Source organism: Cohnella phaseoli (genome assembly GCF_003386235.1).
Lineage (GTDB): Bacteria > Bacillota > Bacilli > Paenibacillales > Paenibacillaceae > Cohnella > Cohnella phaseoli.
In genome coordinates this window covers 129,544-143,391 of the sequence record NZ_QRDZ01000023.1, presented here as the reverse complement: position 1 = coordinate 143,391, position 13,848 = coordinate 129,544, and the positions used below count along the sequence as shown (strand labels likewise).

Annotated in this window: 8 protein-coding genes; 7 read left to right on the top strand and 1 reads right to left on the bottom strand. The window is 52.4% G+C overall.

Annotated features, from left to right (window positions below):
- Nucleotides 1–2 precede the first annotated feature (2 nt).
- The 7 genes from DFP98_RS25325 (at nt 3) to DFP98_RS25295 (ending at nt 11,521) form a co-directional block, all read left to right on the top strand.
- Nucleotides 3–914 (top strand): ABC transporter permease, encoded by a 912-nt coding sequence (locus DFP98_RS25325; protein WP_246016698.1) that lies wholly within the window; start codon nt 3–5, stop codon nt 912–914.
- A gap of 19 nt (nt 915–933) precedes the next feature.
- Nucleotides 934–1,812, top strand: coding sequence for a carbohydrate ABC transporter permease (locus DFP98_RS25320; protein WP_246016696.1), 879 nt, complete (start codon nt 934–936; stop codon nt 1,810–1,812).
- Between the two features lie 58 nt (nt 1,813–1,870).
- Nucleotides 1,871–3,472 carry an extracellular solute-binding protein gene (locus tag DFP98_RS25315; RefSeq protein ID WP_116063412.1) on the top strand — a complete coding sequence of 534 codons (1,602 nt, stop codon included), beginning with the start codon at nt 1,871–1,873 and terminating at the stop codon, nt 3,470–3,472.
- 77 nt (nt 3,473–3,549) lie between these two features.
- A complete protein-coding gene (locus tag DFP98_RS25310; RefSeq protein WP_220377167.1) occupies nt 3,550–6,261 on the top strand; it encodes a LamG domain-containing protein in 2,712 nt (903 codons plus the stop codon).
- A 22-nt stretch (nt 6,262–6,283) separates the two neighbouring features.
- The gene (locus tag DFP98_RS25305; protein WP_116063410.1) at nt 6,284–7,768 is read left to right on the top strand and encodes a glycoside hydrolase family 32 protein; all 1,485 of its coding nucleotides are present in this window, start codon (nt 6,284–6,286) and stop codon (nt 7,766–7,768) included.
- The gene (locus DFP98_RS25300; RefSeq protein WP_181917940.1) at nt 7,769–9,880 is read left to right on the top strand and encodes a glycoside hydrolase family 36 protein; all 2,112 of its coding nucleotides are present in this window, start codon (nt 7,769–7,771) and stop codon (nt 9,878–9,880) included. It abuts the gene before it with no gap.
- 27 nt (nt 9,881–9,907) lie between these two features.
- Nucleotides 9,908–11,521, top strand: a complete 1,614-nt coding sequence (locus DFP98_RS25295) for an alpha-amylase family protein (protein WP_116063409.1) — start codon at nt 9,908–9,910, stop codon at nt 11,519–11,521.
- A gap of 62 nt (nt 11,522–11,583) precedes the next feature.
- On the opposite strand, the gene DFP98_RS25290 is transcribed toward DFP98_RS25295, so the two are convergent.
- Nucleotides 11,584–13,803, bottom strand: coding sequence for an AraC family transcriptional regulator (locus DFP98_RS25290; RefSeq protein WP_116063408.1), 2,220 nt, complete (start codon nt 13,801–13,803; stop codon nt 11,584–11,586).
- Nucleotides 13,804–13,848: the final 45 nt, after the last annotated feature.

The following is a 13,848-nucleotide window of genomic DNA, read 5'->3' as shown; positions in this document are numbered from 1 at the left end:
GCATGAAAGAGCAAAGCGCAATGAAGCTGGCATGGAAGAACAGGGCCCTATACGTCTTGTTAGCCCCGGCCATCGTTTTTTACGTCGTCTTTTGTTATATCCCGATGTACGGGATCACGATTGCTTTTAAGGATTTTATGTTGTCCAAAGGCGTGCTGGCAAGTCCCTGGGTCGGCTTCGACCATTTTCAAACTTTATTCGCGCTGGATAAATTTTGGAGCGTCTTTTACAACACGTTTTATATTAATCTGCTGAAAATCGTCTGGGGGTTTCCCGCGCCGCTGATTCTGGCGTTATTGCTCAATGAAGTGCGCCGGATGGTGTTCAAACGCACAGTTCAGACGATTATCTATTTGCCCTATTTCATTTCCTGGGTGACCATCGCCGGAATTGTAACCGCGTTCTTGTCGGTCGAAGACGGATTGGTCAACAAGATCATCCTCTCCTTCGGCGGGGAAAAGGTCAATTTCCTGATGAGAAGCGATCTGTTCCGTCCGCTGCTCGTCGTGACTTCCATCTGGAAGGAAGCCGGTTGGGGGACGATCATTTATTTTGCGGCGATCAGTTCGGTCCCTCCGGAGCTGTACGAGGCCGCGAAAATCGACGGGGCCAACCGCTGGAAGCAAATGCTTCATGTTACGCTGCCCTGGATCGCGCCAACCATCTCCATTTTGCTCATTCTCAATTTCGGTTCGATGATGACGGGGGGATTCGACCAAGTGTTCAACCTGTACAACTTGGCGGTATACGAAACCGGAGACGTGATCGATACCTACATGTACCGAACGGGACTGGTCGAAGGCAAATTCAGTTTGGCCGCGGCTGTAGGACTGTTGCTGAACGTCATTAACTTCATTTTGCTGGTTACGGTCGATCGCATTTCCAAGAAAATAAACGGAACGGGCATCTATTGAGAAAAACGAGGTTGATGCAATGAAAATGAAGCGCACCGCATCCGGAATCGTATTCGACGGTTTCAACTATTTCTTGATGGTCTTGATCGCGTTCCTAACGCTGTATCCGTTCTGGCACTTGCTGGTTCAGTCGGTGCTGCCGTACGAAGAAGCGATCAAATCGAATTTTTACTTGATTCCGCGCAAAGTGACGTTCGAAGCCTACCAGTACGTGTTTACGAACTTTCAATTTTTTCGAAGCTTGGTCATCTCGGTTGGCGTTACGGTTCTAGGCATTCTCTATCAACTGCTGATTACATGCATGGCCGCGTACAGCTTGACCAAGAAGAACTTGCCGGGCCGGAATTTTCTCTTATTCTTTATCGTGTTTACGATGTTCTTCGGCGGGGGGCTGATTCCTTACTACCTGCTGATCAAAAATTTGAATCTCGTCGGCAGCTTGTGGGTCATGGTTCTGCCTTTTGCGGTTAACACGTTTTATCTGATCATCGTCAAAACGTCGTTCTCGTCGCTGCCGGTCGAATTGGAGGAAGCGGCCTTCATTGACGGAGCGGGTTACTACCGGTGCTTCTTCCGAATCGTGCTCCCGCTGTCGATCCCGATGCTGTCCACGATCGGATTGTTCATCGCGGTCGGGCAATGGAACAACTGGTTTACTCCGATGCTGTTTCTTAACGAACGGCAAGATTGGCCGCTAGCCTTGCTGCTTAGAGACATTCTGGTCGTGAACAACACGGACTTTGTACGAAACGGCGGTATGCAGCCGCAACGGCAGTTGTTATCCAACTCGATCAAGGCAGCCGTCGCCATTGTCTCGATCTTGCCCATCGTTGCCGTCTATCCGTTCATTCAAAAGTACTTCGTCAAGGGGGTGATGATCGGGGCCGTGAAAAGTTAAACGGTTCGGCGGTTGGAAGAGAACATTATGCTCGCAAAAATGACTTAGGAGGGTCTACATGCGCAAGGGGTATATGAAAAAAGGAATTGTGGCTGTATTACTTGCAAGCCTTATTGTAATCCTGTTAGCCGGGTGCAGCGGAGATAAAAAAGAAGGCGGAGCGACCGGCACGAGCAGCCAAGCTCCTTCGGAGAAGGCAAACGCGGAACCGGTAGAACTCACGATCATGACGTACGATGGAGACACGATCGCCCAGGATGAGAATTCTCCGATCTACAAGGCTGTTCGGGAGAAATTGAACGTCAAGTTCAAAGTCATCACAGCGCCGTTCAGCGGCTACGACGACAAAGTCAACGTAACGATCGCTTCGGGCCAAGTCCCCGATCTGTTCAACTACTGGGGAATCGCGCGTCTTGCGCAATACAAATCCTGGATCAAGGAAGGGTTCGTGCTTCCGTTAAGCGACGTGGCCGACAAGTATCCGAATATCGCCAAGCAATTAAAAAGCTTCGATTCGTTCGCGAAGATGACGGACGGCAAGCATTACGGATTGCCGATTATTTCCTACAGCCAGATCGACAGCCCCGCCGTGAACGACCATACGATCTACGTTCGCAAGGATTGGCTGGACAAACTCGGATTACCCGTACCGACGACGATCGACGAGTTTGCGAACGTGGCGAAAGCGTTCGCGCAGAACGACCCCGACGGCAACAACAAAGCGGACACGTACGGATACACTTCGGACGGCTTGTGGTGGGATTATCCGATTTTTAACGCGTTCGATACGAGCTTCGACCGCTACAGAAAGGCGGACGGCCAATGGATTCCGGAAGTCATCCAGGACGAAACGAAGCAAGCCGTCGCTTTCTTGAAGAGCATGTACGACGACAAAATCATGGATCCCGAGTTCGTTATCAATAACGGAGACAAAAAAATCGAGAAATTCGTTTCCGGCAAGGCAGGCATGATCATTCATAACGGCCGGCATTTTTACAACGACCTGTACGATAAATTCAAAGCGGCCTATCCGGACAAAGACCCGAAATCGATGTTCGTGTCGACAGGGATCTTGGAAAGCAAACAAGGGAACAAACGGCTGGACGGTTTTCCGAATTTCTGGTTTTACACTTTCGTTAGCAACAAAGCGTCCCCTGAGAAACAGCAAAAGGCGCTTGAACTGCTGGATTTCCTAGGTTCGGAAGAAGGCATCAACCTGATGCGCTGGGGAATCGAGGGAGAACATTATACCAAAGAAGGAGACAAGTTCGTCAGCACGCTTCCAATAGACGAGAACGGCAAGCAACAAACGATCAAGGAAATCGACGCGACGGCCAAGCTGATGAACTACGTGACATGGGATTCCGACTTCGTCTCGGATCAATTGCCCAATCGCGAGGAAGTGCTGAACAACGGGAAAGAGGGCATCGAAAGCTCCAACCCGGACCTGCTGTACGGGATGTACATCGACGAAAACGTCCTTTCTCCGGAGATCGGCAAAGAGGTTAACGATTATATTTTCGAAACGTTGGTCAAATTGATCGTCAGCTCCAAAAACTTCGATCAGGATTGGGAAGCGTTCGTCCAGATGTGGCTTGATAAGGGCGGACAAAAAGTATGGGACGAAACGTCCAAGCAGGCGTTGGCGGAAAATAGGTAGAGAAGCAAGCAGCCGGATTCCGCTGAAAGTTCCGGCTGCTTGTTTGAAAGACAAAATAAGAGAAGAGAGGGATGTTGATGTTCGCGTCTTCTATCCGCATTGAAAGGCTGATCTTGCCGATCGCGATTGCCGCCCTTCTTACGATTGCCTCCTTCCTGATTCCGAATAAAGCTTCAGCCGCGGATTTTACCTGGACGTACGGAGCCGATACGACGCAAGACCAGTTCACCCACGTAGACCTCAATCCCGGCATTGCCCGAGATGCGCAAGGAAATCTATGGGTGATTTACACGGACGGTTCCCTGATTATTCACCGCTTGAAAGGTACGACCATCGACGATCTGATCGAACTGCCGAACGGGACGAGAGACACTTCGTTTAATCGGCCGCACGGCGACGATAATTATTGGCTTAACGGTCTATGGATCGATCCGGCGGACGGCAAATGGTACGCTACCGTGCATATGGAGTTTAATTACAATCCGAATTGGCCGTCGGGGAGATGGACGCGCGGGATCGGTCTGGCCACCTCGACGGACGAGGGCTTGAACTGGCATTACGAAGGCGATATCGTGACGAGCGACAACCCGACCAAACGCGATGAATTCGCGGGCGATTATTGGGATTGGGGAGTGGGCGATCAGAGCTTGTATGTGGACGCGGCCGGCGGATATTTCTATTTGTTCTACGGTGCCGGCTGGCAGAGCAAATCCGAATGGCGGGATTACCTGTCGACAAGGGTGGCCCGTTGCGAGATCAGCTCCAAGATGATGCCCGGCTGCTGGCAGAAGTGGCATAACGGAAGTTGGAGCGAACCTGGACTGGGCGGGCACGACACCGATTTGTTCAACAATTCGGGAATAAACGCGGTATTTTACAGTACGTATTTAAATAAATTCGTCGCGGTCGGCCAGACGATGATCCCCGGGCGGCACGACGGAACCTTTGCGACAGCAACCGATCTCTCGACGCAAAACTGGACGGTGCCCGAGAAGTTCATCGATGCCGATCGGCTGTACTGGTACAATTGGGCGGTTGATCCGACGACAAGCGATCGCATGCAAATCGGGCAGAACTTCCGGCTGTATTCGGCCCAGAACTTCTACGAGAATAAATCCGGCAAATACATTAATGTATCGCTGGGGCCGGGCACGACCGTCCCGATTACGTTCCCGGGTTCTTACCCCGAAGTAAGCGTTCCCGATTATTCACCTTTATGGGACTGGACGCCGGCGGGGGCTTACAGGCAGGATTTCAGCAATAACGGGATCGGCGGTTGGCAGAAAATTTACGGAACGGCCGATTGGACGGTCGAGGATAAGCAGTTGAAAAGCACAACCCAAGACGGCGGCGCCACGCTAGCGGTCGACAACGCTTCGCCCTCGATCTCGGACGGATACATGAGCTTTACGGTTAAACCGGTCTCCAATCAACGGTTCAAAGCGGTGTTCCGCTACCAGGATTGGAACCGATTCGCCGCCATCCTGTACGACAACGGAAACATCGGATGGGATAACGGAACAAGCGTAGGAAATCTGTTCTCCATCCCGCCGTTCGCGGACAATTCCGTGCACCTCATCGATATTTATTTCAAAGGCGATCTTATAACCGTTTATATCGATCATGAGCAGAAATATAGCGGGAAGATTCCAAGCTTTCCGACGGAAGCGGGGAAAATCGGGTTCAGTACGTGGTATTATTCCACGATCATGTTCGATAACGTAGTCGTCTCTGCTTCGCTTCCTGTGTCTCCTCATCCCCTTCCGCCATATATCGCGTCCTACTCGAACGATTTCGGCGGGGGAATCGCCGGTTATCAGGAGAGGTTTGGATCGGGCGGAACGTGGGCGGTCGAGAACGGCGAACTGAGCGGAACGGCCGGAGCGGGAACGACGGTCGCGATCGACTCGAACTCCCCGAGAATCAAGAACGCGACCATTAAGGCGAAGGTCAAGCCAATCAGCGGCCAACGTTTCGGAATTGTCGCCCGATTCAATCAGAATGCCACGGCGGTTTCCTATAACGCGATTACCTACGAGAACGGGAATATCGGTTACGATACGAGTTCGGCAACGGGCACGCTCGTAAGCGGGATTAACCTGGCCGACGGATCGTGGCACGATCTGGAAATCACCTTGAACGGCTTGTTCGTCGTCATCAAGGTGGACGGGGTGATCCGGTACAGCGGAGAGGTTGCCGCGTTCCGAATGGGGGAAGGAAACATCGGGTTTATGACCTCGAATAACGCTCACGTCCACTTCGATGAAGTAAGCTACAGGATGTCCGAGGTCTATCACTTCCAAAAAGGAATCAATGACTTCAGGAACGCGGCTGGCAACGGAACGTGGCTACATGAGAACGGCATGCTGAGCGGTCAAAGCAACGCAGGGGAATGGACGACGAATTTGAACGAAACGATGGGAGACGTCGCCGACGGCAAGCTGTCGTTCTCGGTCACGCCGATCGCCGAAACCCGGTTTATCGCTCTTCTTCGTTATACCGGGGATACGCAGCTAGGCCTGATGTACAACGATGGCGAATATTTGCTCTATGCCTATCAGAACGGTCAAAGCACGATGCAGTCGCTGTTTAACGGCCCGGTTCTTCCGCTAGGGACAAACCATGATATCGATATCGCTTTCAGCGGTCAAAACTTAAAGATCGCGATCGACGGGGTAGAGAAATACTCCGGAGCGCCAAACATTCCGACAACGGCGGGCAAAATCGGATTTTCCCTGTGGGCTAACTCGCACGTACATTTCGATAATGTCGTCGTCGCACGAGATTAATGACCGGTATGGAGGAAAACGCATGGACAAGATTCGGGAAGAGGATCATAACCAATTGATTAATCAAGCTTACGAGAATGTGATGGGGCTGCAGCAGCAGGCTGCAGCCGATCCTCACCGTCTGCAGTTCCATATGATGGCTCCGGCGAATTGGATGAACGATCCGAACGGATTGATTCAATTCAAAGGGGAGTACCACCTTTTTTATCAGCACCACCCGTATTCCGCCAAATGGGGTCCGATGCACTGGGGGCATGCCGTTAGCCGCGATCTTGTGTGCTGGGAGCATCTTCCCATTGCGCTGGCCCCTAGCGAGTCCTTCGATCTGGATGGTTGCTTTTCGGGCAGCGCGGTCGACGATGAGGGGACGTTAACGCTGATGTATACGGGAATCGCTCCGGAAGGAAGTCTGCATCGGCAAATTCAATGCCTGGCCATGAGTGAGGACGGAAGGACGTTTTCCAAATTCGATGGCAATCCCGTCATCGGCGCTCCTCCGGTCGACGGCTCGGAAGACTTTCGCGATCCGAAGGCATGGAAGCACGAGGGACAATGGTATGTTGTAATCGGCTCCGGCAAGGAAGGAATAAGGAACGTACTGCTCTATCGCTCGGCTGATTTGCGCGAATGGCAATATGTCGGCGTCGTGGCCGAGAGCGATGGAACGCAGGGGGCTATATGGGAGTGTCCGGACTTGTTTGCGTTAGGCGACAAGTATGTGCTAGTCGTATCCCCCAATGTCGAAAAAGCTAAAAACATTTATATGATCGGCGATTTCGACTATACAACGGGCAAGTTCGTACAGGAAAGCATGGGGGAGCTCGACTACGGCTTCGATTATTATGCGGCTCAATCGTTCGAAGACGATACCGGACGGCGAATCGTCATCGGGTGGATGGATATTTGGGGAGCGAACATGCCGACGCAAGCGTACGGTTGGGCCGGGGCGATGACGGTTCCAAGAGTATTGAGTCTATTGCCTGACGGGGCCCTGAGCGTCTTGCCTGTTCCGGAGCTGCATTCGCTGCGGAAAGAGCCGACATGCTTCAATAATATAGTCGTTGATTCGGGTTCAAGCGGGTATTTGGGCGAGTTGCGGGGCGACTGTCTGGAGCTAATCGCGGAGTTCGAGCTTCCGGAATCGAGAAATGCGGAATTCGGGCTCAAGGTGCGTTGTTCGAGCGACGGTCGGGAAGAAACGCGGTTCGGCTATCGAGTCGCGGAAGGCGAGCTGATCGTCGATCGAAGCCGTTCCGGACTCGACGCCTCGGGGATCTCCCGATGCGGATTATCGCTTCCGGACGGCGAGACTTTAAAGCTTCATATCTATCTCGACCGTTCGTCCGTCGAAGTATTCAGCAACGAGGGAAGGGGCGTAATCTCCAATCGGATCTACCCGGGGCAGGATTCGCTGGGCGTGGATCTGTATGTTTCGGAGGGACGGGTTCGATTAATCAAACTAGAGGTCTGGAAGCTAAAACCGATCTGGAATGGATGTGCGAAATAAGTGAGCGGTTTGATCGAAATCACGGAGAACGGGTTGTACGTCATCATCGAGATTACGGAAGCGGGAGATGTCAGACTGTTGCATTTCGCGGCGGTGCCGATGGCCTCGGATGCCATTACAGAGCGGCGGAAGCCGGAGTTTAGGCTGCTGGAGCTACAGCTAACGGGAGAGGATCGCGGCGAGTATCACGGACGAATGCATCGCGGATCGTATCCCGGTTTACGGATGGTATACGAGTCGCATGCGGATTACCGCAACGAGCTCGGACGCAAGTTGGAGATCGCGCTCTTCGATAAGCCGACCGGATTGAAGACGGTACAGCATTTCCAATTTTACGACGGCGTTCGGACGGTTCGATGCTGGAACGTTCTGACAAACGAAGGGACCTCTCCGGCAGCTATCGAATATGTGTCGTCCTTTGCCCTAACGGGTCTGGACAAGGAAGGAAGCTGGGATCGCGATATCAAGATGAAGCTGTCTATCGCTCATAACGGCTGGCAAACCGAACTGCAATGGAGGACGTACACGCTGCCGGAACTCGGACTGTCCCATCTCGGCGACCGCAGCTCCAAGAGAATTTCATGCAGCAATACAGGCTCTTGGTCTTCGGCCGAGCATATTCCGATGGGCGTGCTAACGAATGAAGAGGCAAGAACCGTCTTCTTCTGGCAGATCGAGAACAATGGATCGTGGCATTGGGAGCTGTTCGAGCAGGCCGATCGGCTAGCGCTGCTCGTCAGCGGACCGACGGAGCAGGACAATCACTGGTGGGTCAAACTTGAGCCGGGCGAAGAGTTCGTTACTGTCCCGGTCGCGGTCGGAGCAGCGGAGGGCGGATTCGAACAGGCGATCGCCCAGCTCACGGCCTACCGACGGATCATTCGTCGGCCTAATGCGGATAATCGCGAGCTGCGCATTATTTTTAACGATTACATGAACTGTCTCTGGGCCGATCCGACTACCGCCAAGCTGCTTCCGTTGGTCGACTCGGCGGCGGAGGCGGGGTGCGAGTACTTCTGCATCGACGCGGGGTGGTACGCTCCGGGAGACTGGTGGGACGGCGTCGGAGAATGGCTGCCTTCTTCGGAAAGATTTTCCGAAGGGATCAAGTATGTTCTCGATTATATTCGCGCCAAAGGGATGGTTCCGGGGCTGTGGCTGGAGCTTGAAGTGATGGGAATCAACAGTTCAATGCTGTCCCGGACGAACGACGGTTGGTTTTTCATGCGCCATGGCCGGAAGGTGAAGGATCGTCGCCGGTATCAGCTGGATTACCGCAATCCGGAAGTCGTCGCCCATGCGAACGAAGTCATCCGACGATTGGTCGAGGACTACGGCGTCGGTTACATCAAGATGGACTACAACATTAACGCCGGAATCGGGACGGAAACCGACGCCGATAGCTTCGGGGACGGCCTGCTCCAACATAATCGCGCGTACTTGGCGTGGATGGACGCGCTTTTCGAACGGTATCCCGATCTCGTAATCGAGAACTGCTCCAGCGGAGGCATGCGTATGGACTACGCAATGCTAAGCCGCCAAAGCATCCAATCGACGAGCGATCAGAGCGATTACGTTAAGTATGCGGCAATCGCGGCAAGCTCGCCCGCGGCCTTGACGCCGGAGCAATCCGCCATCTGGTCCTATCCTCTGCGCGAGGGCGACGACGAGGAAGTCGTCTTCAACATGGTGAATGCGCTCCTCCTCAGGGTTCATCAAAGCGGGCACTTGGCTGAGCTGAGCCCGCGCCGCAAGGAACTGGTCAAGGAAGCGCTGGATTATTATAAGAGCATTCGCAGGGAGATCCCCGAAGCGTTGCCGTTCTGGCCGCTGGGACTTCCGACGAACCAGGACGATTGGATCTGCCTAGGCCTACAGAGTAGGGATCGGGATCGGGTTTACCTAGCCGTATGGAGGATACGGGGAGACGACGATCGGATTCTCCTCCCGATCGAGCGGCTCCGCGGCTATGAAACGGATGTCCGCTGCGCCTATCCGCAAGTCAACGATAGCAGTTGGGGCTGGAACGCCGAAGAAGGCCAATTAACCGTGCGGATGCCTTCAGTGACAACAGCCAGATTGTTCGAGCTCCGCATTGCGAATCGGGAATGAAAATAACGGACGGAATCGAGGAGTATCATGAAGACGGAATTGGAGCTTCCGGCATTCGCGATGGCGGAAACGGCGGACGGATGGACGAAGCTGTCCCCCGCGGGCCGGGGGAGATGGCAGGGGGACGGGATCGAGGTCGAGATCGCGTCTAGAGACAAGCAGTTGGAGATCTACATTCAACCTACCGTGAAGCCGTTTTTGACCCTCAAGTTGTTCTGGAATTGGGATTACGAATATTCGGATCGCTGGGTCTTGCTGGGGGATCAATGGGAGAGAGGCTTCGGGGATCTCGAATGGCGGGGGATTGCTCCGGAGCGAACAATGCCTTGGTATTTCCTAGCCCATAACGGCAAGACGACGCTCGGATACGGGGTGAAAACCGGAGCGAATGCCTTGTGTTATTGGCAGGCCAATCAAGAACAGATCGTCCTCACAGCGGATTTGAGATGCGGTAGCGAAGGCGTCGTACTGGGGCAACGGCAGCTGCATGCGGCGACGATTGTTCATTTTGCGGAATCGCTGGACCGTACCGCGTTCTCTTGCGCGCAGGACTTCTGCTCAACGATGTGCGAACGCCCGCTGATGCCCCCTTATCCGGTCTACGGGGGGAACAATTGGTATTATGCATACGGGAAAAGCTCTCACGAGGCGATCCTGAACGATTCCCGTTTTATCGCTTCGCTCGTACCGGAAGAGGAGACCAACCGCCCCTTCATGGTGATCGACGACGGCTGGCAGCTGACTAGCGGAGACGGCCAAGCCTGGGGCGGACCCTGGGTCGGTAATTCTCGGTTTCCCGATATGCGGAGGCTCGCGGAAGAAATGAAGGGGATCGGCGTCAGGCCGGGAATCTGGTTCCGACCCTTGGTGACGGCCGAATACGTCCCGGAATCGTGGAGAAGGTACCGAGGTCCCGAAGGGCACGTGCTCGATCCGAGCATTCCCGAGGTGCTGTCGTTCATCGGGGATAACGTAAGAAAGATGACGGACTGGGGATACGAACTGCTGAAGCACGATTACTCGACCTTCGACTTGACCGGCAAGTGGGGGTTTCAAATGAAATCCCAACCGAACGCACTGCCTTATTCTTTTCAAGATCGATCCCGTACGACGGCCGAGATCGTGACTTCCTTGTACCGGACGATTGCGGACGCCTCGGGAGAAAGCTTGGTCATCGGCTGCAACACGATCGGGCATCTCGCAGCGGGCTTGTTTGAAATTCAACGCACCGGCGACGATACGAGCGGCAAGTCGTGGGAGAGAACGCGTTTTATGGGGGTGAATACGCTCGCTTTTCGAATGCCCCAGCACGGCACATTCTTCAGCCATGATGCCGATTGCGTCGGCATCACGACGCAAGTGCCTTGGGAATTGAACGGGCAGTGGCTTAAGCTGTTGGCCGCGAGCGGAACGCCGCTATTCGTTTCCGTCGATCCGGCTATCGTTAATGAGGAGCAGAAGCAAGAGCTGCGGCGCGCCTTCGCCGTTGCGGCAAAACCAATGCCGTCGGCGGAGCCGCTGGACTGGCTCGCGACGACTTCTCCGAATCGATGGGTGCTGAACGGCAAGGAAGAAAGGTTTTCCTGGCATAACGATTCGTTGGACGTTCATCGTTACCGCGATGCGGAATGGTGGAAATAACGGCCTAGCCATCTTATCGTTGAGGCTGTCTCATTTTGTTTGAGACAGCCTCCTTTTCCTTGTTAAGTAGTTGCATACTTACTTCTGAATTCCGCAGGAGTAATCCCATGAGCCTTCTTAAATAGCGTAAAGAAATAGGTGCTGTTCACGTAACCTACTTGTTCGGAGATGTTCGCGATAGACAGCGAGGTGGATAGGAGCAGGTGCGTCGCCTGCTCCATGCGCGTTCTGCTAATATAATCCGCAATAGATGAGCCCGTTTCCTTTTTGAATAATCGCCGCAGATGCGAGCTCGATAAATGAACAAGGTCGGCGATGGATTCAAGGGAGAGATTGACGTCGCGGTAGTCCCGCTGAATAATCCCGATAATCTCTTGGACCAATTTCTCGTTCTTCGATTTTTTCTTCAGTTCCAGCTGCGCATCCATTTCGTCGAACAATCGAAAAAATAAGTTCAGCAGCTCTTCGACGGACCCCATATTGTTAATTTTGGCAATGAACGTATTGAATTGAAACGGAAGGGTAAGCTCATTGGCTTTCTCCAGCAATTGGATCGTGTTATTCAGCTCCAACGTAATCGTTAGAATGATTTGAGAGAAATAGTCGTAATGGGCGTCCTTCAAATTCTCGATCATCTCGGACAAGAGCTTTTTGGCCGCTTCAAATTTCCCGACCATGATCAGATCGGTTAGCTGCTTCTGCCTTGCCGGCTGATATTCCGAATGGCCTGCGCGCTTTTTGGCGGTCTCATCGCTTGCATAGACGATACAGCCAGGCCCCTTGAAGAACTTGTTTAGAATGCTTTCTCGAGCAGTCTGGTAGATTTGAGAAGCATCGGCAATCGTATGTCCGGATTCCGCAACGCATACGCTAACGGATAATTTAAGATCCTTGCGGACAGTCTGCTGAATTTCTTTGACGAGAGGAGTGAGCCGTGTCTGCAATTCGGAAGTTTGATTGAATAGCATGCACACGCCATTCCTATCGATCTGAACGGATTCGGCGCCAACCACCTTCCCGATGATCTCTTCGGAAATATTTTGAATGCAATAGGTAATCAGAGCGCGATCCCGTATCGGATACTGGTCGCAGAAATCGGCGAAGCGATCGATCTGCAGCAGCAGCATGGAGTAGGGCTGGTCAAAACGGACTTTGAATTGATTCGCCGCTTTGAGCTGAAGCACTTGAGATTCCGAGAAGGGAGAAGGAAAAACGAGCAGCGCATGCAGCTTGTTTTGCTTCTCTACCATATGATTCGATTTGTATCTGACCTCTAAGTCAACGAGTTTATTTTGGATGACGCTATAGGGAACATACAATCTCTTGGTGACGATCAGGCAGATCGGAATGCCGCAAATCATAATCGAGAAATAAATCGCAAAAATGATCGTTTTCAAATTGGCGAAGCTGCCAAGAATGGTCGAGTAGGGCGTTAGCAGGACGAAGCTCCACCCCGTTTCGGGAGAGGAGGTATAGGTGACCAACTGCTTCTCGCCATCCATGCTGGACAGGAAATAGCCTTCATTAACCCGCTCATTTAAAATACGTACGATCATGGGATCTTCCTTCAGGTCGGCAAGCACGGGAGCGTATGCGTTTTGATTCACGACGACGCCGTTAGAATCGATAATCAAAATCATATCGTCTTGCTGATTCCCGATAGATTTATACGTATTTTCCAACCATTTCGCTGAAATATTAATCATGATTGAATTTGAAAACATCAGGTCGGAGCTTCTGGAGGACGGGAGCAAGAAGGAATAAACCAGCTTGTCGTTGCTCGTAATCCTGGGAAACGGGATGAAGCGGGAAGACTCGTTGGCTTTCAGCGTTTTCAAGTAATCGGAGTCATAGAAGTCGTCGATATGCTCAAAACCCGACCCGTTCGTTTTGCTTGAAAAGCTCACGTTTCCGGTTTTGGAGCTATAGATATAGACCGATTCGATGAACAGGGTCGATTTCACATAGCTGTTCAAGGTGTTGAGCGAAATAATGGTATCGATGTCATTGTAGTCCAAAGCATAAAGCAACTGGTTAATCGTACTGTTGAAAAATAATTGTTCGGCGACCGTATTGGCGGATTCCTGCATAAACTCGACGCTATAGCTGGTTTGGGACAATGTTTTAAGAGAATGGGAAGAAACGGACTTCACAATCGAGTTTTGGAAACTGATGTATAAAGGGATGAAAAGCAGCGTAAGCGATACAAGAAAGAAACCCAGACACGCGAGCAGCAGCAGCTTAAAATAAGAAGTTTTGATTTGTCTGAATTTAGCGAGCATCCGGTTTCCCCCGAAGTTCAATTTCACCTGGTGAAGAGAGTTGGC